23 protein-coding genes are annotated in these 24,514 nt (G+C 69.2%); 10 read left to right on the top strand and 13 right to left on the bottom strand.

Annotated features, from left to right (window positions below; all coding sequences use genetic code 11):
• Window positions 1–458 precede the first annotated feature (458 nt).
• Window positions 459–974, top strand: coding sequence for a hypothetical protein (locus tag AC3A5R_RS18430; RefSeq protein ID WP_487622222.1), 516 nt, complete (start codon window positions 459–461; stop codon window positions 972–974).
• Between the two features lie 181 nt (window positions 975–1,155).
• On the top strand, window positions 1,156–1,830 hold the full coding sequence (locus AC3A5R_RS18435) for a response regulator transcription factor (RefSeq protein WP_487622223.1): 675 nt from the start codon (window positions 1,156–1,158) through the stop codon (window positions 1,828–1,830).
• 40 nt (window positions 1,831–1,870) lie between these two features.
• On the opposite strand, the gene AC3A5R_RS18440 is transcribed toward AC3A5R_RS18435, so the two are convergent.
• The 6 genes from AC3A5R_RS18440 to AC3A5R_RS18465 all read right to left on the bottom strand — a co-directional run bounded on the left by AC3A5R_RS18440 (window position 1,871) and on the right by AC3A5R_RS18465 (window position 9,951).
• Window positions 1,871–3,271: a HAMP domain-containing sensor histidine kinase gene (locus AC3A5R_RS18440; RefSeq protein WP_487622224.1), complete on the bottom strand. Its 1,401-nt coding sequence runs from the start codon at window positions 3,269–3,271 to the stop codon at window positions 1,871–1,873.
• Window positions 3,272–3,384: 113 nt separating this feature from the next.
• A complete protein-coding gene (locus AC3A5R_RS18445) occupies window positions 3,385–4,653 on the bottom strand; it encodes a COG4705 family protein (protein ID WP_487622225.1) in 1,269 nt (422 codons plus the stop codon).
• A gap of 201 nt (window positions 4,654–4,854) precedes the next feature.
• Window positions 4,855–5,064 carry a hypothetical protein gene (locus tag AC3A5R_RS18450; RefSeq protein ID WP_487622226.1) on the bottom strand — a complete coding sequence of 70 codons (210 nt, stop codon included), beginning with the start codon at window positions 5,062–5,064 and terminating at the stop codon, window positions 4,855–4,857.
• A gap of 160 nt (window positions 5,065–5,224) precedes the next feature.
• Window positions 5,225–5,542: a GNAT family N-acetyltransferase gene (locus tag AC3A5R_RS18455; RefSeq protein ID WP_487622227.1), complete on the bottom strand. Its 318-nt coding sequence runs from the start codon at window positions 5,540–5,542 to the stop codon at window positions 5,225–5,227.
• A 134-nt stretch (window positions 5,543–5,676) separates the two neighbouring features.
• Window positions 5,677–8,034 carry an arylsulfatase gene (locus tag AC3A5R_RS18460; RefSeq protein ID WP_487622228.1) on the bottom strand — a complete coding sequence of 786 codons (2,358 nt, stop codon included), beginning with the start codon at window positions 8,032–8,034 and terminating at the stop codon, window positions 5,677–5,679.
• Window positions 8,035–8,184: 150 nt separating this feature from the next.
• A complete protein-coding gene (locus tag AC3A5R_RS18465; protein WP_487622229.1) occupies window positions 8,185–9,951 on the bottom strand; it encodes a cation:proton antiporter in 1,767 nt (588 codons plus the stop codon).
• A gap of 167 nt (window positions 9,952–10,118) precedes the next feature.
• Between AC3A5R_RS18465 and AC3A5R_RS18470 the strand changes: the two genes are divergently transcribed.
• Together AC3A5R_RS18470 and AC3A5R_RS18475 are read left to right on the top strand one after the other, a co-directional pair.
• Window positions 10,119–10,376, top strand: coding sequence for a DUF3303 domain-containing protein (locus AC3A5R_RS18470; protein ID WP_487622230.1), 258 nt, complete (start codon window positions 10,119–10,121; stop codon window positions 10,374–10,376).
• 55 nt (window positions 10,377–10,431) lie between these two features.
• Window positions 10,432–10,665, top strand: coding sequence for a hypothetical protein (locus AC3A5R_RS18475; protein WP_487622231.1), 234 nt, complete (start codon window positions 10,432–10,434; stop codon window positions 10,663–10,665).
• Window positions 10,666–10,796: 131 nt separating this feature from the next.
• Here the strand turns inward: AC3A5R_RS18475 and AC3A5R_RS18480 are convergent, their stop codons facing one another.
• Window positions 10,797–11,207, bottom strand: coding sequence for a nitroreductase/quinone reductase family protein (locus AC3A5R_RS18480; RefSeq protein ID WP_487622232.1), 411 nt, complete (start codon window positions 11,205–11,207; stop codon window positions 10,797–10,799).
• Window positions 11,208–11,450: 243 nt separating this feature from the next.
• Here AC3A5R_RS18480 and AC3A5R_RS18485 point away from each other — a divergent pair, with 243 nt between their 5' ends.
• The 3 genes from AC3A5R_RS18485 (at window position 11,451) to AC3A5R_RS18495 (ending at window position 12,896) form a co-directional block, all read left to right on the top strand.
• Complete coding sequence (locus AC3A5R_RS18485) at window positions 11,451–11,783, top strand: DUF5808 domain-containing protein (RefSeq protein WP_487622233.1); 333 nt, start codon at window positions 11,451–11,453, stop codon at window positions 11,781–11,783.
• Window positions 11,784–11,859: 76 nt separating this feature from the next.
• Window positions 11,860–12,429: a DUF3237 family protein gene (locus AC3A5R_RS18490; protein WP_487622234.1), complete on the top strand. Its 570-nt coding sequence runs from the start codon at window positions 11,860–11,862 to the stop codon at window positions 12,427–12,429.
• 323 nt (window positions 12,430–12,752) lie between these two features.
• A complete protein-coding gene (locus tag AC3A5R_RS18495; RefSeq protein ID WP_487622235.1) occupies window positions 12,753–12,896 on the top strand; it encodes a hypothetical protein in 144 nt (47 codons plus the stop codon).
• 109 nt (window positions 12,897–13,005) lie between these two features.
• Here AC3A5R_RS18495 and AC3A5R_RS18500 read toward each other — a convergent pair whose 3' ends face one another.
• Window positions 13,006–15,294 carry an FG-GAP-like repeat-containing protein gene (locus tag AC3A5R_RS18500; RefSeq protein WP_487622236.1) on the bottom strand — a complete coding sequence of 763 codons (2,289 nt, stop codon included), beginning with the start codon at window positions 15,292–15,294 and terminating at the stop codon, window positions 13,006–13,008.
• Between the two features lie 210 nt (window positions 15,295–15,504).
• On the opposite strand from AC3A5R_RS18500, the gene AC3A5R_RS18505 reads away from it, so the two are divergent.
• The gene (locus AC3A5R_RS18505) at window positions 15,505–15,846 is read left to right on the top strand and encodes a hypothetical protein (RefSeq protein ID WP_487622237.1); all 342 of its coding nucleotides are present in this window, start codon (window positions 15,505–15,507) and stop codon (window positions 15,844–15,846) included.
• A 28-nt stretch (window positions 15,847–15,874) separates the two neighbouring features.
• Here the strand turns inward: AC3A5R_RS18505 and AC3A5R_RS18510 are convergent, their stop codons facing one another.
• Both AC3A5R_RS18510 and AC3A5R_RS18515 read right to left on the bottom strand, forming a co-directional pair.
• On the bottom strand, window positions 15,875–17,791 hold the full coding sequence (locus AC3A5R_RS18510; protein ID WP_487622238.1) for a CheR family methyltransferase: 1,917 nt from the start codon (window positions 17,789–17,791) through the stop codon (window positions 15,875–15,877).
• Window positions 17,784–18,818 carry a chemotaxis protein CheB gene (locus tag AC3A5R_RS18515; protein ID WP_487622239.1) on the bottom strand — a complete coding sequence of 345 codons (1,035 nt, stop codon included), beginning with the start codon at window positions 18,816–18,818 and terminating at the stop codon, window positions 17,784–17,786. Before AC3A5R_RS18515 ends, AC3A5R_RS18510 begins: the two co-directional genes overlap by 8 nt.
• A 136-nt stretch (window positions 18,819–18,954) precedes the next feature.
• On the opposite strand from AC3A5R_RS18515, the gene AC3A5R_RS18520 reads away from it, so the two are divergent.
• Window positions 18,955–19,449, top strand: coding sequence for a hypothetical protein (locus AC3A5R_RS18520; protein ID WP_487622240.1), 495 nt, complete (start codon window positions 18,955–18,957; stop codon window positions 19,447–19,449).
• 23 nt (window positions 19,450–19,472) lie between these two features.
• On the opposite strand, the gene AC3A5R_RS18525 is transcribed toward AC3A5R_RS18520, so the two are convergent.
• Together AC3A5R_RS18525 and AC3A5R_RS18530 are read right to left on the bottom strand one after the other, a co-directional pair.
• Window positions 19,473–20,201 (bottom strand): GAF and ANTAR domain-containing protein, encoded by a 729-nt coding sequence (locus AC3A5R_RS18525; protein WP_487622241.1) that lies wholly within the window; start codon window positions 20,199–20,201, stop codon window positions 19,473–19,475.
• Window positions 20,202–20,416: 215 nt separating this feature from the next.
• Complete coding sequence (locus AC3A5R_RS18530; protein WP_487622242.1) at window positions 20,417–20,647, bottom strand: ANTAR domain-containing protein; 231 nt, start codon at window positions 20,645–20,647, stop codon at window positions 20,417–20,419.
• A 312-nt stretch (window positions 20,648–20,959) separates the two neighbouring features.
• Here AC3A5R_RS18530 and AC3A5R_RS18535 point away from each other — a divergent pair, with 312 nt between their 5' ends.
• Window positions 20,960–22,858 (top strand): glycoside hydrolase family 15 protein, encoded by a 1,899-nt coding sequence (locus tag AC3A5R_RS18535; RefSeq protein ID WP_487622243.1) that lies wholly within the window; start codon window positions 20,960–20,962, stop codon window positions 22,856–22,858.
• Window positions 22,859–23,219: 361 nt separating this feature from the next.
• Here the strand turns inward: AC3A5R_RS18535 and AC3A5R_RS18540 are convergent, their stop codons facing one another.
• Window positions 23,220–24,269 (bottom strand): M4 family metallopeptidase, encoded by a 1,050-nt coding sequence (locus AC3A5R_RS18540; protein ID WP_487622244.1) that lies wholly within the window; start codon window positions 24,267–24,269, stop codon window positions 23,220–23,222.
• Window positions 24,270–24,514: the final 245 nt, after the last annotated feature.

Raw genomic sequence — 24,514 nt, forward strand, 5'->3', positions numbered from 1 at the left:
CACCGACCCCACACCGCCTGCGGGAACAAGCCACCCATCACCCGCTTGACCAACCTGTCGGGTCAGTACAGCTAGGCCCGGGGGCTGGTCGATAGGGGGGCACCCACGGGTCCTCGTCCGAGCACACCTAAGACACAGAACCGCGGCTGGACTCGACTCCTCGGGCGGCGTCCGGCTGGGCGCAGGGATACCCAAGGAGGCGTTCTCGACGCGGCGGAAGGCTGACAACGCAGTTCGGTTGAACACGTGGGCTTTCCGACAAGGCCGGCAGATCGGGCGACCCGGACTTGCCTGCCAACCAGACCCGCTGCGACAGCGCTCTGTCGGCGGCCATGCCGATTCGCCTGTGGGGCTGACGGATTCGATCTACGCTGGCTGGTTGCGGGAGCGTTGAAGCGTTGCGCACGCCGGTGAGCAACCGGAGCCGGAGTGCGTGCGACTGGTCCATGGAGGTGGACATGCGCAAGCTCAGCTCGTCCAAGCACTCTGCCCGCACACTCACCCTCGGGTGTGGTGCCGTGGCGCTGCTCCTCGCCGCCCCGGCAGCGGCGGTCGGGGAGCCGAACGCCACGGTCATCCACGGTTCCGACACCACCGACGTCGTCACGACCGACATCTGCCCGTTCCCGATCGCCGTCCATCAGTACGACGAGGGCACGGTCTCGATCCGTCAGACCGCACACGGGACGCTGTTCCAGGTGACCGCCCACGAAGTGGCCACGTTCACAGCCCACGGGGTGAGTCTGACGTCGAGCCCGGTCGTCTACCACTTCACCGGCGAAGAAGACCTGCAGGGCAACGTCGTGCAGCAGACGACCGAGGGCGGCCTGGTGAGGGTCCCGTTGCCCGACGGCTCGACCTTCTTCTCCGCCGGACGAGCCGACGTGCTGGCGTCGGGAGTCTCGTTCGTCGCCATTCCTGACGTGGGCACGACCCGTGGCCGGGACGCCTTCTGCAGAGCCCTCGCGGGGTGAGCTCTCGCTAGCCGGCGCGCCCGAGTGCGGACGCCTTCGGGCGCACAAATCTGAAGGGGACGCCCGCTCGGGTTCACTCAGGGTGGCTTCAGGTGGGGCGTCGTACGGTGGCGACGTGAGTTGCCGGAACACTGTCAGTTGCCGAGACGCCTCGTGTTCCTCGCACGGGTGCGGGTGAGCGGTGCGCATTCTCCTGGTGGAGGACGAGCGACCGCTGGCGGAGGTCGTCCGCCGAGGCCTGTCTCGGGAAGGGTTCGTCGTCGACGTGTACCACGACGGTCAGGACGGTCTGTGGGCAGCGTCAGAGTCGGCGTACGACGCGATCGTGCTCGACATCATGCTGCCGTCCCTGGATGGCTACCAGGTGATCCAGCGGCTTCGTGACGCCGGCGTCTGGACGCCGATCCTGATGCTGACCGCGATGGACGGCGATCTCGACCAGGCCGAGGCGTTCAACCTGGGGGCGGACGACTACCTGGCCAAGCCGTTCAGCTTCGTCGTGCTCGTCGCGCGGCTGCACGCCCTGATCCGACGTGGCGCCCCTGAGCGGCCCGTCGTCCTGCGGGTGGGATCGCTGTCGCTCGACCCGACCCGCCAGCGGGCACACCGTGCAGACACCGAGATCCCGCTCACCACGAAGGAGTTCGCGGTCCTCACGTTCTTCATGAAGCACGCGGGCGAGGTCGTCACCAAGACCGCCATCCTCGACGCCGTCTGGGACCCGGCCTACGACGGCGACGTCAACATCGTGGAGGTCTACGTGGGCTACCTGCGTCGAAAGATCGACGCGCCGTTCTCCGTGACGACCATCGAAACCGTCCGCGGTGCGGGCTACCGGCTCGTCTCTGACCGCTGACCACGTGCACCCAACGGTGGACGGCCCAGCGGGGTGCCGGTCACGACTGATCGTCCTCAGCATCCGGCGCGAGCGGGAGGGCCAGCTCCAACCGAGCCCCGCCCAGCGGCGATACTGCCGCGAGCAACGTGCCACCGTGAGCGAGGGCAAGCTCCCGCGCGATCGCGAGGCCGAGGCCGGCGCCACCGGAGGTCCGCGACCGGCTCGCGTCGAGGCGCACGAAACGTTCGAAGACGCGTTCCCGGTCGTCCGGCGGGATGCCGGATCCGTCGTCGTCGACCCGCACCAGCACGCGTCGGGCGTCGGGCGTCACGGTGATCTCGACGGTCGAGCGGGCGTGGCGCGTCGCGTTCTCCAGGAGGTTGCGTAACACCTGTTCCAGCTGGTGCTCGTCGCCGATGACCCGTACCGGGGTGTTGTGGACATGGACGGCGACGCTGCCGAGTCGTCGGACGCGTCGGGCCTCGGTGTCGATGAGGTCGTCGAGGTCGACCTCACGGCGGACTTGCGCGATCGACGCGTCGTCGGCGCGTGAGAGCAGCAGCAGGTTGTCGACGAGGCGGCCCATCCGCTCGGACTCCGAGCGGACGATGGGGCTCAGCTGGTCCCAGGAGGTTTCCGCGTCCTCGGGGTCGACCAGTTCCAGCGAGGTGCGGATCGTCGCCAGGGGCGAGCGCAGCTCGTGGCTCGCGTCGGCGACGAACCGGCGTTGGGTGCGCTGGGCGTGCTCGAGGCGCTCGAGCATGGAGTTCATCGTCTCGGCCAGGTGGGATATCTCGTCGTCGGTCTGCGGGACCGGCACGCGGTCGTGCAGTCGCGATGCGCTCGTCCGCTCCACCTGAGCGCGGATCGCCTCCACCGAGGCCAGGGCTCGCCCGACTCGCCACCAGGTGACGAAGGCCGTCAGGGCGACGAGCAACGGCACCGCGACCGACAGCAGCGTCCCGGTGGTGAGCACCGCCTGCTGCCGGGAGCTTTGCGATGCGGAGGCGACGAGGACGTACGGGGTGCCCGCATGGTCGACGCCCCGCGCCGCCACGAGCGGGACCTGCAACGACGATGGCCGCGGCAGCAGCGAGCGGCCGATGACCTGCGTCTGGCCCTCCCGCGGCGACAGGCTCGTGGTCGGCGTGCTGGCGCCCGGTCGTGAGGTGTAGACCACGGAACCGGAGTCCCCGCGTCGCGAGATCACCTGCACGAGGACGTTGTCCGGCCCCTCGTTGCGTTCACTGAGTTCGAGGCCCGCGGTGCCCCGCGTCGCAAGCACGGCGGCGTCCTCGTCGAGGATCCCGGTGAGGCTGTCCTGCAGGGTCTGGGTCAGTGCGCGCTGGAGCACCAGGACCAGACCGGCGCCTCCGAGAAGCAGCGCTGCGGCCACGACCGCCGCGGCAGCGATCGTCGCCTGTCGACGCACTCCCGGGCGGGGGCGGGGGCCGGCCATCCGTTCAGCTCCTTCGAGGTGGCCCGGATGCGCCCCACCCGGGTGTGGGGTGGCCGCGGGTCGCGCGGCCACCCCGATTGTCCCCGGCCACCGCAGTGGGACCCGGGGGTCGACTACTGCTTCTTCTCCAGGGTGGCGATCGTGGACTGCAGGTCGGTCAGGGCCGACAGGCTCGACGCCTTGGTCGGCGGGGTGGCCCGTAGCGCGGTGAGGGCACCGTCGATGGCCGAGTCCATGGTGTGCCAGTCGTCCGGCGAGGCGGGTTTCATCGCCGCCTCACCGTTGTCCCACGCCACTTCGAGGTCCTTGACGCGCGCGGTCGCCGCCGCGAGGTCCCCCTTCTTCGTCTTCGCCGTCACGTCGTCGACGATGACGGCGAAGGGGCGGAGGTCACCGATCGGCGAGGTCGGGTCCGTCTCGATGGGGTTGACGTGCGCCCCCTTCGGCGTCGTGGCTGTCGCCGGGACGGCGGCAGCGGGCGTCGGCGCCGGTGCGAGCACGACGGCTGCCGCCACGACCGCGACGGCGGCGACGGCTGCCCAGGCGTAGTCCCGGTGCGGATGGACCGCCGGCGTCTCACCCTTGGCACGGATCCCGTGCCGGGTGGCGTTGACCTGCTCGCGCGCCACGAGAACGACGATGACAGCCAGGAACAGCAGGCTGGTCAGGCTGGCGCCCAGGCCGAGGCCACCGAAGGACCGGTCCTGGGTCAGCAGGTCACCCAGCGAGGCGCCGAGCGGCCGGGTCAGCACGTAGGCGATCCAGAACGCCAGCACGCCGTTCAGGCCCAGACGGCGGGCGCCCCAGACGGCAAGGATGAGGCCGCCGAAGATGAGGGCGCCGTTGCGGAAGCCGAGCGAGAGTGCCTCGGTGGCCAGGTCGCCACCGGCAGTACCCAGCGCGAAGGTCGTCAGGATCGCGCCCCAGTAGTACCGCTCCCGCCGCGGGGTGTCGATGGCCGTGATCGCCAGGGTGCGCTCCTGTCGCCACCACACCGTGAACACCACGGCGAGGATGACGGTGAACACGGCCGTGCTGACGTAGAGGCTGACGCCGAGGGTGTCGGTGAAGAAGTCGGTGATCTGCGTGCCGACGATGCTCACGAGGACGACGGTGAGCCAGTACAGCCATGGGACGAGCCGCCGCGCCCGCAGCTGGGCGACGAGCGCGACAGCGAGCAGGGTCATCATCGCGCCGTCGGTCACGGCCGTGCCCAGCCCGACCTGCACCGCCAGGTAGTCGGCGAAGGTCTCACCGATCGTGGTGGACAGGATCTTGATGAGCCAGAACGTCGCGGTGATGGCCGGCACCTTGTTGAGCCACGAGGCGCTCGGCAAGCCACTCCTCCCGCGGTCGAGAACGGTGGGGACGGTGTCAGGCATGCGGATTCCTCTTGAGTCGAGTCGGACGGTCGCCCCGAAGACTCCACGACCACTGCTGAAGCCACGCTGAGAATCCGGCCAAACCGACCACCCGGTGCGATGGCCCGGGGAGGTGAGAGGTCCGCCGCGGTCAGGCAGTGATGGGCGCGGAGCGACCGACCCGTCTGGCGACGATCGCGCGCGTGGGTCCGCGTGGGTCGTCTACGCCCACCAGTTCAAGGGTTCGTCGTGGTCGTCGTAGACGTTCCCGAAGTGCCACTCGACCGCCCCACCGGTGGCCCTCTCGACGGCGCGTTCGATGGTGGGGAAACCGTGCGCGACCGAGACGGTGATGACCGCAAACCTCAAGTCCGACGGCGCCTCGACGGTCGCGTCAAGCCGTGCGAACTCGTCCCGGAGCTGACCGAGCACCGACGGGTTGCCAGAAGGCCAGGGGCCACGTCTGTTCGCCGGGTGCACGTATCTGCCACCGGGTCGCGCGAGCAGCGGCGAGACCGCTGTGACGCCGCGGGACCGACCTGCAACACGCACTGGTCCCTGGTCGTCGCGTCTACGCGAAGCAGGATGGATCTCAGTCCGTCACGGTGCTCGGCCGGACTCCGTAGACGAGGTCCGCGTATTCCCGGTGGCGCTCGATCCATCCCTTGATGAACGGGCAGAGGGGAAGGACCGAGACGGCATTTCCACGAAGGTCGTCCAAGGCGAACCGGGCGAGTGCGGAGCCGACACCCTTGCCCTCGAAGGTTGGGTCCACCTCGGTGTGAGTGAACACGATCAGCTGCTTGGCGACGATGAACTCCGCGAACCCCGCGAGGCGACCGTCGACACGCGCCTCATACCGGGACGGCTCGTCACTGCGCGAAAGCTCGATAGTGGGCTCGGACGACATGGCAATAACCCTGTCACATCGCCGAAAGGTGGAGCGCCAGCGGTGGCGTGATGAGCACCGTCACCGGGGCGAGCCGCCGATGAGCGCGTACCGCCGGACGATGCGAGGTTCTGCCGCTTCCCGGACTGCGCGGCTCACTGCCGGGTCAGCGCGATGCGCATCCGTTCCTCGGGGCTGATGAGGTGGTCGGGGTCCTCGGCGTCCTCGTCGAGGTCGATCTGGACGCGGTGGATGCGGCCCGTGAAGACTCCCGTCTTCAGGTCGTAGTCGTCGCTGACCGGGGTGGCGCTGTCGCTCCCCACGTCCATGGTCTCGTCCGCGGAGAAGACGAGCGGGACGGTGGCCTCGACCCGACCGCCGCCCGTCGCTCGTCCGTCGACGAAGAGCGCGATCGAGCCACCCTTGCCGAGTCCGCCGCCGTCGTAGGTGAACTCGACCCGGAGCTGGTGCTCGCCCGCTGGGACGGGCTGCTCGCCGTACACCTTGAACGTCCGCATTCCGAAGAGGTTGTAGCAGTACGCGAGGACGCCGTCGTGCAGGTACACGGACCAGCCGCCGAACGCTCCACCCTGGGCGACGACGACGCCGCGTGCACCCCCGTCCGGAACCGTGACGTCGGCCGTCACCGCGTGCGAGCGGTTCTTGACGTTGAGGACGGAGTTCTCGGTGAGCCGGCCCATCCCGCCGAAGAGCACCTGGGACTTGCCCGCGATGAGGGAGGGTCGCCCGGCCATGCCCGGGTCGAACCGCTCGACGCGGCGGTCGTCGAGCGGGAAGACGTTGTACTTCGCGGCCTCGAGCAGGAACATCGACTGCAGCCGCGCGAGCTGGTCGGGACGTTCCGCCGCGAGGTCGCGGGACTGGGTCCAGTCGTCGGGCCCGTAGAGCTCCCAGTGGTCGTCGGCGAAAGGTGGCAGCGGTTCGACGATCCATGGGGTCGAGTGGCGCGTCACGGCGGTCCATCCTTCGTGGTAGATGCCGCGGTTGCAGAAGATCTCGAAGTACTGGGTACGGTGCCGGTCCTCGGCGGTGGGCGCGTCGAAGCTGTATCGCATGCTGACGCCCTCGTAGGGGCGCTGCTGGATGCCGTGCACGAAGGCCGGCTCCGGCAGCCCTGCGGCCTCGAGCACGGTCGGCGCGACGTCGATGACGTGGTGGAACTGGTGCCGAATCTCGCCCTTGGCCTGAATTCCCCTCGGCCAGTGGACGATCGTGCCGTTTCGGGTGCCGCCCCAGTGGGACGCGACCTGCTTGGTCCACTGGTACGGGGTGTCCATGGCGTGCGCCCATCCGACGGCGTAGTGGTTGTACGCCGCGGGGGTCCCGAAGTCCTCGATGCGCGAGGCCATGAACTCCGTGGTCTGCAGTGCGTTGGCGCCGTTGAGCACCACCAGCTCGTTGAAACATCCCTCCGTCGTGCCCTCGGCCGACGCGCCGTTGTCGCCGGTGATGGCGTAGACGAGTGTGTCGTCGAGCACGCCGAGCTCCTCGAGGGCGTCGACCAGACGCCCGACGTGGTGGTCGGTGTGCTCCAGGAAGCCCGCGTACACCTCCATCTGGCGGGCCAGGACCGGCTTGAGGTCATCAGGCATGTGGTCCCAGGCGGGGATCTCCGCCGGCCGGGCGGTCAGCTCCGCCTCTGGGGGGACGACGCCGAGTGCCTTCTGCCGTGCCAGGGTCTGCTCGCGCAGGACGTCCCAGCCCGCATCGAAGTGACCCCGATACCGGTCCGACCACTCGGTCGGGACATGGTGCGGGGCGTGGGTCGCGCCAGGCGCGTAGTAGATGAAGAAGGGGCGGTCGGGCATGAGCGCCTTCTGCTGACGCACCCAGTCGATGGCGTGGTCGGTCATGTCCTCGGTGAAGTGGTAGCCCTCCTGCGGGCTGCGGTCGGGCTCGACGGGCACGGTGTCCCGGTAGATCGCGGGTGCGTACTGGTTCGTCTCGCCGCCGATGAACCCGTAGAAGTGCTCGAACCCGCCTCCGCCGGTCGGCCAGTTGTCGAACGGCCCCATCGGGCTGGTCTGCCAGACCGGGACTTCGTGGCACTTGCCGAACTGGGCCGTCGAGTAGCCATTCAGCTTCAAGGTCTCCGCAAGGGGCGCGCAGTTCCTGGGGCGCAGCGACGAGTATCCCGGGGCCGACGTCGCGATCTCGGTGACGCCGCCCATCCCCACGGTGTGGTGGTTCCGGCCGGAGAGCAACGCTGCCCGGGTCGGCGAGCACAGCGCTGTGGTGTGGAACCGCGTGTACCGCAGCCCCGCCGCGGCGAGCCGGTCGAAGGTCGGCGTGCGGATCGGCCCGCCGAACGTGCTCGACGCGCCGAACCCCGAGTCGTCGATGAGGACCACCAGCACGTTGGGCGCCCCGGCAGGGGGGTACAACGGGTGGATCGGTGGAAACGTCCCGGCGGGGTCCTTGGCATCCAGAACCGGCGCGGACGCCGCGGCAGGGTCGGGCATCGGCAGGGACGAGCGAGGGCGGTCGGTCATGGCCGGGCTCCTTCCAAGCACGGGGCCTGACCCACGCTCTCCGCGCCAGGATGCCCGGGCATCACTCCCTGCGAGCGATTGTGGACCGTTGCCCTCGAGGTGGCGCGCGGCCGGTGGGCGTGGCGGACCGGGGCATCCCCTCGGCCGGACCTATCGGCGCTCAACGTCTGGGCGTTCAGGCGCGGCAGACCCACCGCGGTCGGGGCCAGCTGCCGTGGAGTGCGGACCGACGTGCCCGTGGCGGCGTACCGGCTCGACCGAAGCGGCCGACTCGACGGCTGGGTGGGTCCTCCCCGCCCACGACCCGTAACGCTGCGCCCAGGGCGACGCCGTGATGCCGTGCGCGGCGACGCTGAGGACGACCGTCGTGGCGATGGTGCCCAGGACCGTGGCCACCGCGGGGTCTGCATCGAGCGACTCGTAGGCGATCAGGGCGAAGATGATCGACGCGAGCCCTCGGGGGCCGAACCACCCGACGAACACGACGGTCTGAGGTCGAAGTCGGGATCCGAGCAGCGCCAGGGCGACAGGGACCATGCGTAGGAGCGTCAACGACAGCACTGCGTACGTGAGGTTCTGCCACGTGACGACCTGTGCGAGGTGCCTCGCCGCCACGGCACCGAAGACCATCCAGACGCCGAAGGCCATGAACGTGGACGTCAGCCCGGTGAAGCCGACCGTGTCGTGAACATCGGTGGCACTCGCCTGGCTCGCGGCGTAGGCGGTCCCGGCCACGAAGGCGGCGATGAAACCGTTGCCTCCGAGGCCGTGCGCACCGTAGTAGCAGAGCAGCGGCACCGCCACTGTCGCCAGGGGAAGCAGCGCACGGTCCGCCCACGTGCGGCTGCGGGCCAGCTCCACCAGCCGGCCGGCGAGGTAGCCCACCATCGCCCCGACGAGTGTGCCAACGGCGATCTCCAGCGCTGCGGCCGCGAGGCCAGGCTCATGTGCGCCGCCCGCCGACCCGGAGGCCGCAGCGATCGCGAACAGGACCACCGGGGTAGCCAGGCCGTCGTTGAGGCCGCTCTCGACGTTGAGGATCCGACGCACCCGCGCCGGCACCACGGGGTTGAGGACCGTCGCGGCGCCCAGCCCGGCGTCGGTCGGCGCCAACGCGGCCGCCAGAAGCAGGGTCAGCCACACACCGACCTGCGGGAACAAGGCACGCGCCACCAGGTACCCAGCACCGATGGTCAAGGGAAGCCCCACGAGAAGCAGGCGCACGGTGAACGCAGAATCCGAACGGAGCTCCCGCGGCTGGAGGTCGGCGGCATCGTGGAACAACACGAGCACCAGGGTCACCTCGGCCAGTGACCGGATCGCCGCACCCTCACCCCCGAGCCCGGCCCAGGACGAGACGGTGAGGGCGCCACCCGCGACCAGGAAGGTGAGCGGTCCGGTCAGGTCGGCCCGGGTCAACCGAGCCGAAAGGCTGACGAACACGATCACCAGCAGCGCGAAGACGCAGATCACCGCGGTCATCTCCGCCTCCTCGCCTGCGCGACCACCCCCGTGCAACCACCACGCCCCCGGACCATGCTGGCCGCGGCACCACCACGAGGGCTCAGCCGTCGGGGCTGACTTTCGACGGCGGGACCAGCCGAAGCCTCGCCCGCGGCGACACTGCGGTTGCAGCGTGTCATCGATGAAGGTGAATTCGGTTGAAATGGCAGAAGATTCGCAGTCAGCCGGAAATATGACCACACAACAGCCCTTGTTGCCTGAGGGCGGCGCGCAGAGCGTGCTGACCGCCGCAACGGGGCAGGGCACCGGCCGCGTCATCGTCTCCCCGACAAGTGCCGGCCAGGGGACGTTCGTCGCCCAGGTCAAGGTCAACAGCCACGATGCGGCCCCGAACGCTGACGTCACCGTGACCCGGGGTGTGGATGCTCCCGCAGACGGCATCTGCACGAGCACCGACTTCGCCTCGGTGGCGGCTGTGCAGACGTCGGCTGGAGGTGCAGGCGCCCGCGCGCGAAGCGCCGACGGATCCTCGTTCGAGCGCGCCCAGCGGCACAGAGCCGCGGCTAGACTCGACTCCTCGGGCCGCGTCCGACTGGGCGCAGGGACGACGGAGGAGTGCCATGCTGTTCCACATCACGCAATCGCACGCCCCGGCTGACTGCCCGTACGGCAAGGGCGGCTCCCGCTCCTTGTTCGACGGCGACCATCCCGACGTGACCATTCACGGTTACTGGCTGGCCTTTCCCCAACACACGACCTACCTCGTGGTCGAGACCGACGACGTCGCGCACCTGCAGGCGTTTCTCAAGCCGGGCGCCGGCGTCACGACGTGCCAGATCACACCCGTGAGCGATCGGCCGGTGGCTCCAAACCGGTGACCGAGCCTGCACGATAAGCCGGTCCTGATGCGGTCCACCACGTAGCGTTTGCCTCATGCCGGCGGAGCTCCACGCGCGCAGCACTGCTCAGCGGACGCTGAGGTGGAAAATCTATGTGCCCGCCTACGGCTTGGCGCTGGTGGCCATGGGCATCGTTCAACACGTCAGTGCTGGACCGCTGAGCCTTGCGTTGCAGATTGTGGCGGCCGCAGTCGTTTACGCGTTGACCGACAAGGCCTTCATTGCGGTTGTCGCTCGACGGTCGCTGCGCGGACACAGCTCTGGCTGACGATCCCAGCTCGACGAGCCCCAAACCGTGCCACTCGATGGTGAACACGTTTGCGCGTACGCCCGGGTCTGCGGCGGACTGGCGAGGTCGTCAGGGGGCGTGGTGCCTCACTGCGCCTTCCTGCAAAGCCGCTACAGGCTCGGCTGGGTGTCGCTGGTGTCGTCGACCGTGAGCACGATGAGCGGACTGTGTTGCATCATCTCCGGGACATCCGTGCGACGCCAACGCCTGGCGGCGGCCTCGATGTACGGACGGCGCTCGTCAGGGTCGGTGACGACTCGCGCTATCGCAGGCACATCGACAACCTCTGACTGCTTCAGGTGCAGCACGACGTGCGGATCGGCCTGGACGTTGTAGATCCAGTCACGGGTGCGATCAGCCCGAGGCATCCCCGTGATGAACAGCTCGTCATCGTCGTGGTGCAAGAAGATCTCGATACGCCGAGGTAGACCAGTCCGGCGACCAGTGGTCGTGAGATCGATGACCTGGCTGTGGTTCAACGCGGTCCTGACTGCCTCACTCACCGAGCTGGCACCGGTCATGGCGCGATCCTCTCGACTGGAACCGACCCCGCAACTCTACGGCGAGGGTCGAGCAGCGCCGTACGGGCATCCCCGTCGCTCGTGCTGCCGATACACCAGAGGGGCTGTCATCCTCCCGAATCTGCTTGCGTCAGAGTCCTTCTGCATGGAACCGCGGGAGCAGGTAGTTGTTTCAGGGGGGAGCCACAGAGGATCTGACGACGAGATCCCACGTGATCGACGGCCGACGGGTGGACGATAGAGGTGACCGCCGCGCACCAGGGAGTCGGGATGACATCGCACCGCGAGGGAAAGACCCAGTTGAACCTCATCAAGCTGATCCGCCTGGCCACGGTGGGCCTCGCGGTCGCGGCTGTCGTCAAAGAGCTACGAACGCCCGCCCAGGAGCGCCAGTGGCACGGTTCCCTCGGTTTCGTGCCCTACGACCTTCGAATGCCCACGTTCGCTCGAATCAAGGAGCGGATGTGGAACCCGGACAACGTGCACGTCATCAACCCGCGGGTGTTCGGCGTCGGCTGGACGCTGAACATCGGCCGGGTGGTGGAGCTGGTCCGCCACCGGGACGCTGCCGGCTGAGCCTGCGGCGTGCCTCGATGGTGTTGCGCGCTATCGGGACCATCGCTGGGCGAAAAGGCGCGGCGATCCGAAATGCGTGTCTCGTCCCACCGGTCGGGCCGAAGGCCTGCGCCAGTGCGTCGCGACAATTCCGCGTGTCGATGCGAAGGAGGGACGAGCATGGACCGGGGGGCCAGGTGAGTGCCGAGCAGGAGAGCGGACGCTGATGAGACTCGAGCCTTTGTACCGGGTCCGGTTCACCTATCCCGACGGCTGGGGCATCGAGCTCGAAGGTGGCTGGCAGCAGTTCTTCTTCATCGCTGAGGGCCGCTGCGAAGGCGGCCTCACGGGCCTCTTCCGAGGATCCAACTACCCGCGTCGACGAACCCCCGAAGGCCCCTTCTGCCCTGACATCCGGGCGGTCATCGAGACCGACGACGGTGCGACGATCATGATGGAGTGCCACGGGTACGGACGCGCATACCCGGCGGGGCGTCGACAGATCGTCGGCTCGGTCACGCATCTGAGTGACGATGACCGGTACCGCCGCCTCAACGACGTCGTGTGCGTCTGCGTCGGTGAGGTCAGGGCGCCGGCGGTTGACGCCGGCGAAGCTGATCTCGTCATGGACGTGGCGGAGCTCGTCTGGGAACCCGTCGCGGACTGATATCCGGACTCGCAGCGTCTGATGCGCTCACCAGCGAGGAGATCGTGGCCCGGCTCGCTGACCGGTCCCATATTCGGCTCCGTGGGCGACGACTGGACGGCACCGCTGCCGGTCCGTCGTGTCGTGCGGTCACGAGGCGCCACGCTGGCTGAGGAGCAGTGGCCGGCGACGCTCGCGCCGATCGCCCACGTTCTCGGGCACGGACTCGACCTCGCCCGGGCCGGGCTCTCCGTCACGGCGCAGCTCGCCCTGGTCGGGGCCCTCATCCAGCTCGTCTCACAGCCAGGCGTCCAAGTCCTCGTCTCGCGACATATTCGCCTATCGTGGCGAGGCTCCCAGGGGCGTTGATCCTCGAGTTCGACGCGGAAGGCGTCCACCAACGAAGGTGGGACGATCTCGACGTCGTGGAGCACTACCGCCGCTTCCTCGAGGCGCCGGAGCGCTACCTGCGCCACCTGCGTTACTAGCGGCCCGACCCGTCCACGGCAGATCTCGCCACGAGCGGACTGCGGTGGATGAAGCACGCGGCGGTCACCTCGCGCCGCCGGTCCGGCCGGCCTCGAACGGCCGGACCGTTCAGACGAACGCGCCGAAGCCGGTGGAGACGCGAACTCGGTTGGTGGCGAAGCCGCCCCGCCCGTTGCCCTTGTAGACGTAGAGGTAGCCGTTGGGTGCGAGGGCGAGCAGGTCCGCCCGCCCGTCGCCGGTGAGGTCGGCCATGCCGGCGAGCTGCGTGTAGCCCTTCCACCCTGTGCTCGTGCCGATCTGCTTGCGGGAGCGGAAGCCTCCGGCACCGTTGCCGCTGTAGAGCCACAGCGTGCCGTCGGTGCGGCGGGCGACGAGGTCGTTGCGGCGGTCGCCGTCGAGGTCACCGACACCGACGACCATCGGGTAGGACTGCCAGCCGCTGCCGACCTTCTTGGGGCTGTAGAAGTGGGTCCAGTCCTTGTTCACCCACAGGTACATGTCACCGTTGTCGGCGATCGTCAGCACGTCGGCGCGGGTGTTGCCGTTGAAGTCGCCGGGTGTCACCACCTGCCGGTAGGCGTTGAACCTCGAGACGAAGATCGAGTTCGCGGGCGCGAGCCGGTTGCCGTTGTAGGCCCACCAGGCCTCGTCGTAACCCGAGTAGCTGACGGCGAGCAGGTTGCCGCCGAAGAAGTCGTCGTTCGGCCGGGCGAGGGCGGGCAGCAGCGTGCGCAGGTCGCCGAGGCTCCCCCCGACGCGCGTGCCGCCCGAGATGCCCCCGACGCCGTTGCCGCGGTAGATGTAGGCGACGTTGCCACGGGTGACGCCGATGATGTCGGCGCGCCTGTCGTTGCTGACGTCGACGGTGAGGAACAGGCGGCGCTGCGTCCGCGGGGTGGTCTTGGCGACGCGGGCCGGACCGAGCCCCACGGCGTTGCGGGCTCGCACCGAGAAGCTGTACGCCGCATCGTTCGCGAGACCGGGCACCGTGAGCGAGCGGGCGCCGGCCGCCACCGTGTAGGTCCTGCCACCCGGCGACACGGTGACCACATAGCCCGTGACGGCGCTCCAGCCGTCGGAGTCCGGCTGGTTCCACTGCACCCGGGCAGAGCCGCTGAGTCCCGTCGCGCCGGTCCACGACGGGGCGGCGGGCACCGTGGCGACCGTGCGGTCGAGGGCGGCGAGGTCGATGCCGTGGCTGGACGCGCAGCTCCGGTTGCAGCTCACGTGACCGGCCCGGTCGTACTCGGTCCAGTTGCCCGCCTTGTCGCGGAGCACGACCGCGTGGACGTACCAGGCGTTCGCCGTTCCCGACGGCACGGGTCCGGACGCGACACCCGCGGACGTCGGCGTCGCCACCAGGTCCCAGTAGGTGGGACCGTCCGGTGCGTAGCTCGTGTAGTACTGGACTGTCACGGACGCGAGCGACTCCTCGGCGGCCGTGTACGACACGGTCGCCGTCGACCCGGCGACGAAGTAGGTCTGCGGTGACCCGATGGAGGTCAGTGCCGGTGGCGTGTAGTCCGCGGACGACCCCGTCACGGTGATGGTCGTCGTCGCGAAGGGCAGCGTGTGCGTCGTCGGCCCGGTGGTGCCGGCCGGGCTCACCTGAACCGACCCCGACCTGCGGTACGTCGAGGAGTTGCCGGCGAGGTCGCGCAGCACGACGTAGCTGAGCGAGTAGGTGCCGTTCGGGACCGTCGGAGGCACGACCCCCACCACGCCGCGGCGGTCGGTGGGGTCGGCGAGCAGCCCGAACGACTGGCTCCCGTTGGTGAGGACGGCCTCCGCCGCGGACTCCGTGGGTCCGACGGGCGGGTTGGCGTCGTCGACGTCGATCTCGAGGCGGGCGACCTGCCCGACGGCCACGGACGGCGTCGGCACGGCGAGCGACGTCAGAACGGGAGCCGTGGTGTCGGGAGTCGAACCGGTGACGACGAGCGAGTGATCGAGCCTGACCGCGGCGGCACCCGGGCAGTCGGGCACGCACGTCACCCCGAACTGACTGTAGGTCGCCCGGTTGCCCGACGCATCGGTCACCGTGACCTCGGAGAGGTAGGCCGTCGTGTTGGCGATCCCGTCGGGGACCGTCGTCGACGCCGACCCGCTGAGCGGCAGGTCGCGACCGAAGGCCCACTCCGTGCGGCGTTGCGCCCCGTCGAGGAAGGACGCCAGGACCGACACCGTCGGCGACGCGTCGGTGACGGAGTAGGAGATCGTCACCCGGTCGCCGGGCCGGACGGTCGACGGCGACGTGAAGGTGATCGCGTCCAGCCGCGGCGCGACGACGTCGTCCGCGGCCTGGGCCGTGGGCGCGGTCATGGCGACGGTGGTCGCCGCGACCCCCATGGCGAGGAGCGCGGCCAGCCGGCCACGCGCACGGGCATACGAGAACACGGGTCCCCCCTGTCGGACGCACGGAACGAGCGCAGCATACGGCCTGGCTCGGTCCGGCAGGGTCGGCCGGCGGCCCGACCCTGGGACCGGTGTCTGGCCAGACTCGGTTCAGGTGATCGTCGGGCCGACGGAAACCTGCCTTCGTGTGAGGCCCGCCCGCCGAGACGGCGCGTCGACGATAAACTTGGCTACGTGGAGGACTCGGCTCGTGTGGCCGCCGCCGCCGCCGCCCAGCGAATTCGGGAGCTGATCGCACGTCGCCAGCGCCTCATGGCGGGTGCGCCCACCACCGAGGACGACGTCAAGGACGCCGAGCGTTCGGCCGAGCAGTCGATGCACCGGGCCCGCTTGGCGCACACGCGTTCCAGCCTTGCGCACGAGCGTGCGGCCGATGCACACGATCACGCGGCCACCGCCAAGGAGGCGCTCGCGGTCCGCGTCGACGAGGTGCATGCTGCTCTCCTCCGTCAGGAGGCGCAGGCCCACCGCGAGGCCGCAGCGGGAGACCGGCGGGCCGCGCGTCTCGAACGCGAGCACGCCGCCGAGCTCTGACCACGCGACGAGCTGGCCTTGTCGTCGATCAGTCGATCGGCTCCGCATCCATGACGAGGAGGATGCCGGTCGGCTTGGCCTCGGGTGACACGAGAGGTGTCGCAGTGATGCTGAGCCGTACGGGTCGCCCTCGCCGGTTGATGGCGTCCAGCCCGATGTGCTGGGAGTCGGCGCTGTCGGACAGCACCGCGTGGAGCAACGGCTTGAGCTCGTTGATCGGCAGGCCGATGTCGAGCGTGAGCAGGTGGACACCGACGGCTTCGTCGGCGCGAACCCCCCAGAGGTCCTGCGCGTTCTTGTTCCAGGTCCGGATCGTCAGCTGCCGGTCGAGCACGATGACGGCCGAGCGCATGCTGCCGAGGATCGACTCCATGTAGTCGTTGAGCTCCGCAACTTGCGTGCTTCGCTCGCGCAGCTCCTCGTTGGCGCCCTGGAGCTCGTCGTTCATCGACTGGAGCTCCTCGTTCATGGTCTCGAGCTCCTCGTTCGTCGACTGCAGCTCCTCGTTGGTCGTCTCCAGCTCCTCGACGGTCGACTGGAGCTCCTCGTTGGTGGTCTCCAGCTCCTCGTTCGTCGACTGGAGCTCCTCCGACGCCGCCTGCAGCTGCTTGGTCGTCTGCTCGAGCTCGTGGTGCACCTGGTGGTAGCGCGTGACGTCGGTCAGGGTGATCAGCGTGCCGGCGTACCCCTCGCGGTGGTCCAGGAGCGGGATCAGGTCGATGTCGACGTAGCGCGCCGTGTCGGAGCGGGGCCAGCGAACGTCCGGGATCCGGCGTTGCTGCCGGCTCTCGCGGGTCTCCTGCAATGCCGCTCGCAGCTCCACCGGGCGGAACGACAGGTCCAGGTCCACGAACTTGCGACCCACGTCGGAGTCCGCGAGCCGGGTCAACCTCTTGGCCGACTCGTTGACCATCGCCAGGGTGCCGTGGACGTCGACGACGAACTGAGCCACCGGCGCCACGGCAAAGGCATCGCTGCGCAGGCTGTGCAGGGCGTCGGGTATCGCGAATCGCATGACCGGCACCGGCTGGCGGGCCATCATGGCCGGGTCCGTCGCGGGTACGGTGCTGCGACGGAAGAGGCGGCGCTTGAGGTCGACCGGGATGAAGCTGTCGGCGTGGTTGAGCAGCATCTCTGCCTTGCCGAGCAACAAGGTGCCCTCCGGCTTCAGCGCGAAGGCGAGCCGCGACAGGATGCGCGACTGGGTCTCGGCGTTGAAGTACATCAGCGTGTTGCGGCAGGTCAGCAGGTCGATCCGGGAGATGGGTGCATCGCGGGTGAGGTCGTTGCGGCCGAAGATCACGCTGCGACGCAGGTCCTGCCGAAACACCATCCCCTGGGGGCCGGGCTCGAAGTACTTCTGGCGCAGCTCGGGGTCCACGCTGCTCATCTCGCGTTCGGTGTACGTCGCCGCCCGCGCGTAGGCCAGCGCCTCCTCGTCGACGTCCGTCGCGTAGATCTTGACCCGCTCGCGGAACTGTTCCAGGCCCATGGCCTCGGTCAGCACCATCGCCAGGGAGTACGCCTCCTGGCCGCTGGCGCATCCGGCGCTCCAGACCCGGATGTCGTGATCGGAGGACTCCAGCAGGGCCGGAACGAGGCGGTTGCTCAGGTGCTCCCACGAGTCGCGGTCCCGGAAGAAGCTCGTGACGTTGATGAGGATGGTGTTGAAGAGCGCGACGAACTCGTCGGGGTTGGCCTCGAGGTAGTCCTGGTAGCAGTCGAACGAGTCGAAGCCGACCACCTGCATGCGGTGCCGCACCCGTCGCAGCAGGCTCGGACGCTTGTAGCCGGTGAAGTCGAAGGCGCGCGCCTCCTTGAGGTAGACGAGCAGACCTTCGAACGCCTCCGCGTCCGAGGTGTCGGTCGCCTCGACCCCGTCCGCTCCCTCGACCTCGACGCCGTCGGCGACCTCGTCCCGCGGATGCTGGGAGCGCTCACTCATCGACGAGCTCCATCGCCGGCGTCGGTCGTGCCTCGATGAGCTGGCGCACCTGCTTCGCCGCCTCGCGAGAGTCGTCGGCCTGCTCGCGGAAGCGTCCCGCCGTCAGCACGCTGCCGCTCTCGAGGGAGCGATCGGCCAGCTGGTCGGCCAGGGCGGCCTTCTCCTCCAGCGTCCTCAAGGCGATCCACAGGGCATTGTCGACCTGCACCGACTGCTCACCGATCAGGCCTTTCGTCGTCCACGCATGTCCGACCCGGCATCGGTAGCGCGCCATCTCGCCCTCGCGTAGCTGGAAGAGCGTGCCGCCGCAGTCGGGACAGGAGAACCCGGCAGGTTCTCCGGGACGGTCAGCAACATCCATGACGTGCTCCTCCATCTGTGCCATGTCCGTCTCGGCCAGCATGAGGTGTGACGGCGGGGACATCGACACGACCGACACGTGCTGTCGACTGACGACGTCGAGAAGCGCGCCGATCTCCGAGGCGCGGACGACGTGGTCGGCCCCGACGGCCTCCATGACGCTCTGGGGCATCTCCGGATACAGGCAGTCGGCCGGGTCCTGGACGACGACCAGCCCCCCGCGGTTGCGGATCGCCCACATTCCCGCGGCCCCGTCGTCGAGCACTCCGGAGAGCTCGATCCCGACGACCCGCTGGGACAGCACGCGGGCAGCCGACCTGAAGAGCACGTCGATCGCCGGTCTGTGGCCGTTCTCGGTGGGCCCGCTCGTCGGGACGACGTGGCCTCCGCTGACGACCAGGTGCCTGTCGGGTGGTGCGACGAGGATCTCGCCCGGTACCAGCTCCGTCGGAGCGGCGACGTGTCGCGCCGGCAACGGGCCCGAGCGGCTGAGGATGTCGGGCAGGACGCTTCGTCCGTAGGCCGGCACGTGGAGCACCACGATCACGGTGAGGGGCAGGTCTGGTGGCAGGCTCGCGACCATGGCACGCAGCGCTTCGACGCCCCCTGCCGATGCGCCGACCACGACGACGTCGCGCTTGGTCTGGGATGACTCCCGGTCCGCCATCAACTGCTCCTCGAGGTAGTCCACCGGGACGGGGCCACCGCGCTGCTCCACCACTCCGCCTCTTACCGCCCAGCCTAGTCGCGCACGCGCGGCGCAGGCACAGACACTTCGACCGCTCCTCCGTCATACTGGAGCCGTGGGCTTCCCCAGCCGCATCGAGCAGCTGCGTCTGGCCGCCAGCGCCGCAGAGGCGCGGGCGGTGGAGTGTCGTGAGCGGCTCGTCGGTCTGCAAGGCGCCTCCTCGTTGGACGAGGAGGACGTCCGGCGAGCCAACGAGCGCCTCGCTGCGGCGACGTCTCGCGCGCAGGCCGCCGAACGGCGCCTTGCCGAGGTGCGCTCACTGCATGTGGATCGGGTTGCGGGCGGCGGCCCGATCGACGAGGACCGGTGCGAGCTGCCGGAGCGACTCAGCGACGATGAGGGCGCGTCCCTCGGGGGTCGACTTCTGGTGTCGGTGCGTGAGGGACGCTGCACCGGCAACGACCTGTGGCTCGATTTCGCGAGCTACGGCGGCCGGTGCGACTTCTGGGAGTTCGACGCCTACCTCAACGGGCTGTGGGCCATGCCGTTGCCCGAACGGCGCGTCCTGGCGCAGATCTGGTGGGAACGGGAACGGGACGCAAGCAGCTGAGCCCCTCCCGCCGCGACGTCCGGCTACCTCGGCAGCTCGCCGGTTCTCGTCACATCGGCTGCGACGTCGGGCAGTTTGAGGTTCAGGGCCTGACTGGTGCGTCGCAGCATGATGAAGGCCGCGTCCTCGGTGACGTTGTGGGTGTTCATGATGATGCCGATCGCCACGCCGACCTGGCGGCTCGTGGTGAGGGCCTGCTTGAGGTTGGCGGCCGCGTCCGCGCGACTGACGTCGTGGAGCAGGACACGCGCGTGCGCCGCGAAGAGCGCTGCGAGGCTGAGGGTTTCGGTACCGAAGACCGCCGGACGTGAGCTGTAGAGGTTGAGCGTCACGCGGTGCGGCGGGTCGGCCACGTGGAACGAGAGGACGCCGCGGACCGGGGTCTGGTCGAACGTTGCCTCGCAGAAACGCGACCACCGCGCCTCGCGCATCAGGTCTGGGATGCACACGGGTTCGTCCCGCGCGAAGACGTCGACGCAGGGGCCTTCTCCCAAGGCGTACTGGAGCTCGTCGACGCCGAGGGCCACCGAGTCCGAGCTGGCCAGGCTGCGAGGCTCCCGCTCGGCGGGCCACGACGTGACGGTTGCCCAGTCGCAGCCCGGCACGTTCGAGACGGCGAGCGTGACCAGCCTTCCCAGCGCCGTTGTGCGATCCACCCCGGAGCCCAGGAACTCGTTCAGCAGCTCGAAGTCCGCGGCGACGCCGCTGGACCTGATACGGCCATCCATCCCACTCTCCATCGCGGCGCCCACCCGCCGCACAGGGGGGACGTGCATCTCGCATCGGCTCGTGATCGACTCTCGCAATCCTATCTCTCGACCTTCGAGCCGACCGGGTCGAACGTCGCCGCGTTCGCGTTCGATCGAAGCGTCTCGAAGCGTCTCGAAGCGTCACGGAGCGGCTCCAGCCGGGGCAGCCGCGCAGCCGGCTCAGGCTCTTGTGCAGGGGCGCCGGCCCTGTCCGCCCTCTATCGGCCGAGCAGCTTCTCGCCGCGAAACACGAGATCGGCCGCCAGATCGCGCACCTTGACCTCTCGAGTCCGGGCCGCCGCCACCAGCACGTCAAACGCCTCGTTCACCGAGCACTCGTGTCGTTCGATCAGGATGCCGATGGCGATGCCGATGACGCGGGACGTCTCGAGCGCATGGTGCAGATCTCTGACCTGATGGCGCAGGGAGGCCAGCTCCTCGGATTCCACCGGTGCTGCTGCGAGCTGAGGCACCGTGGCCGCGGCCGGGCTGGATTCTGGATTGGGGCACATGAGGACACCACCTCGTCCCGACGCCGACACGTATCGTGGGCTGAAAAGCATAGTCGCGCTGTTCGGCGGCTTGCTGTGAGCGCGAACGCTGTGTGACCGCCTGCGATGGGAAGGCGGGCCGAATCGCGCAGGCCGTCGGTCCGGCTCCTTCGCCATGAGGGTCACCAAGGTGTACGCGTCGGCGGTCGAAACGAAGGCCGGTGAGCCGAGGCTCTTGTCCGTCTCTCGGCGCCGGGGGACTCTGTGGTGATGGACGCATCGGTCGACGCGCTGGCACAGACTCCACCGGAGGGCCACGTCAAGACGGTGCCCATCGCCGACTACGGGTTCCTGTCGGACGGTGAGGTGACAGCCCTCGTCGCGCCGGGCGGCGACATCGACTGGATGTGCATCCCCCGGCTGGACTCGCCGAGCATGTTCGGGGCCCTTCTCGGGCGGCACGCGGGACGCTTCCGGCTGGGGCCGTCCGACGTCAGCGTGCCGACGGCGCGGCGGTACCTGCCGGGCACGAACATCCTCGAGACCAGCTGGGGCACCTCGACGGGATGGATCATCGTGCGCGACGTCCTGCTCATCGGTCCGTGGCACCACGACGACGGCGTGTCGGAGAAGCACCACCGCACGCCCATGGACTACGACGCCGAGCACACCCTGCTGCGGACGGTCCGCTGCGTGTCGGGCGAGGTCCAGACGGTGATGGCGTGCGAGCCGGTGCTCGACTACGGGCGCACGCCGGTGCGGTGGGACTACGGCGACGCCGGCTACCACGAGGGGTGGGGCAACGCCGAAGGTGCGGGAGTGACGCTGCATCTCACGACGGACTTCCGTCTCGGGTTCGAGGGCGGTCAGGCCACCGCCCGCACCCTGCTGAAGGAAGGGGACGAGCGGTTCGTCGCCCTGTCGTGGGGTGCGGTGCCGCCGCCGATGACCAGTGCGCAGGCGCACGACCGCCTGGAGTGGACGGCACACCACTGGCAGCACTGGCTTGCGAGGGGCCGCTTCCCCGACCACCCGTGGCGCACCTACCTGCAGCGAAGTGCTCTGACCCTCAAGGGACTGACGTACAGCCCCAGTGGCGCGGTCGCCGCTGCCGCGACGACGTCGCTGCCGGAAACCCCTGGCGGGCAACGGAACTACGACTACCGCTACACGTGGATCCGGGATGCGACGTTCGCGCTGTGGGGGCTCTACTCCCTCGGGTTCGACTGGGAGGCCGTGGACTTCTTCTCGTTCATCGCCGACGTGGCCGAGCGGGACGACGACCTGCAGATCATGTACGGGATCGGTGGGGAGCGGGACCTACCGGAGTCGACGCTCGACCACCTGCCCGGGTACGCCGCGTCGCGACCCGTGCGCATCGGCAACGCGGCGCACAGCCAGGTGCAGCACGACGTGTGGGGGGCGCTGCTCGACTCGGTGTACCTGCACTCGAAGGTGGCCGACCACCTCGACGGGCGCATCTGGCCGATCCTGGGCAAGCAGGTGGAGGCGGCGCTGAAGCACTGGCGCGAGCCGGACGCCGGCATCTGGGAGGTGCGCGGGGACCTCAGGCACTTCACGTCGTCGAAGATCATGTGCTGGGTCGCCGTCGACCGCGGAGCACGCCTGGCCTCGATGATCGGCCACGACTCGCAGGCCGCCGAGTGGCAGATGGCTGCCGAGGAGATCAAGGAGGACATCCTCGCCCACGGCGTCGACGCGCGAGGGGTGCTCGTGCAGCACTACGACACGGACGCCTTGGACGCGTCGCTGCTGCTCGCGCCGCTGGTGCGGTTCCTGCCGGCCGACGACCCGCGGATCCGGGCGACCGTGCTGGCGGTCGCGGACGAGCTCACCGTGGACGGACTGGTGCTGCGCTACCGCGTCGACGAGACCGACGACGGCTTCACCGGCGAGGAGGGCACCTTCACGATCTGCTCCTTCTGGCTGGTGTCAGCGCTGGCAGAGATCGGCGAGACGAAACGGGCCCACGAGCTGTGCGCGAAGCTGCTGTCGTTCGCGGGTCCCCTCGAGCTGTACGGCGAGGAGATCGACCCGCACACCGGGCGCCATCTCGGCAACTTCCCGCAGGCGTTCACCCACCTCGCCCTCATCAACGCCGTCATGCACGTCATCGCGACGGAGGAGACGCCCGACCAGGACATGTGATCCCAGGACCGGCGCGCACCGGATGCCCACCGGCTCATGTCCCACAATGCGCGGAGTGCCGCCAGAACTGCAGGGATTCGCTGGCGCCTGTCTGCGCCCCCGGATACTGGGTAGCTCGACCGTGTGGAGAGGTCGTTCCGCTCGTCGGCGCGCGTCGTGCACGAGGTGAAGCGCGCTGCTCAAGTGGCCGCGCTCAACTCCCAGGCGGTGCGGATGTCGGCGCGCGAGACGAGTGCGCGTTCTCAGGCGCTGCGTCAAGAGACTGCCCGCGCGCGGGCCGAGGTCGCACCAAAGCCTGATGTCTCAGGAGGTCGGCGGACCGGCCAGCGCGGACGCAGGTCAGCCGCAGACCGGCCGCAGATCAGCGAACCTTCACCTTGACCGCGTCCCACCCGGCCTTGACCGCCGCGGCCTCGGTGCTCGTCGCGCCGTAGCGAGCGCGGGCGGAGCGGAGCGTGAGCGAGGCGAACTTGGCGAAGGTGGAGTTCGGCCTGAGTCTCGGGTCCACGAGCGTGTCGTACCAGATCTGCCCCGCCGCCTCCCAGGCGTTACCGCCAATGCTCGTCGCGATGACGTAGAAGGCATGGTTGGGGATGCCCGAGTTGGTGTGGACGCCGCCGTTGTCGGACGTGGTGTGCACATAGCCGCCCATGGTCGAGGGCTGCGTGTCGTACGGGTTCGCGGTGCCGGGCGCCTTCATCGACCTGAGCGCGGGGGCCAGCTGCGGGCCGACGATGTCGGCGCCGATGAGCCAGTCAGCGGATGCTGCGTCCTGGCCAAGGTGGTACTGCTTGACGAGTGAACCGAAGACGTCGGACACCGACTCGTTGAGCGCGCCGGACTGTCCGGAGTACAGCAGGTTGGCTTCGTGCTGGGTCACCCCGTGGGTGAGCTCGTGACCGACGACATCGGTGCCCTTGGTCGTGTCGGTGAGCATCTTGCCGTCGCCGTCGCCGAAGAACATGTGCCCGGCGCCGTCCCAGAAGGCGTTGTCGTAGTTGGTGCCGAAGTGGACGAGTCCCTCGATCTGCATGCCCTGGTCGTCGATCGAGTCACGGTGGAAGACGTCCCAGTACAGCTTGTAGGTGTGACCGAAGTTGTCATACGCCTGGTTCACAGACCCGTCCGCGGCCGGCCCTTGGCCTTCCGCCCTGACCAACGTCCCAGGAGTGCCTGCCGTCGAGTGGTTCTGGTTGTAGATGGCGCGGTTCGGGGTGCCGGCCCCGACGCGCGGGACCACGGCCCGTCCCGTGGCGATGGTCCGAGCAGCGGTCTCTGCCCGGACGAGACGGAAGCTGTGGTCCAGCTGGAGCGTGTCGAGCAACGCCTGACGCTGCTCGGGATCGGCTTCGCGGGCGATGGCGGCCAGCAGGTCGGGCGGGACGATGCAGGCGAGAGAGTGGCGGGGCATGAGGGACTCCAATCCGGGAGGAGATTCCCCGTGGAGCGGCCGCCCCCGGGGCTGGACCACCAGTCAGAGGCCCCAAGAGCCCCGCAGATACGTGGGCGCTCGAAGGGCCCTGCACGACAACGGTATTCCGCCGGGTCTGCTGTCGTCGGCGATTCCGGCGAGGTGCAGCCAGTGCCCTAGCCCGAAGATCTCGCCCAGCGGAGTGACCCGGCAGGGCCTTGGTGGTCGAACCGGGCTGTGGTGGG

The organism is Intrasporangium sp. Soil_C_50 (assembly GCF_057656595.1).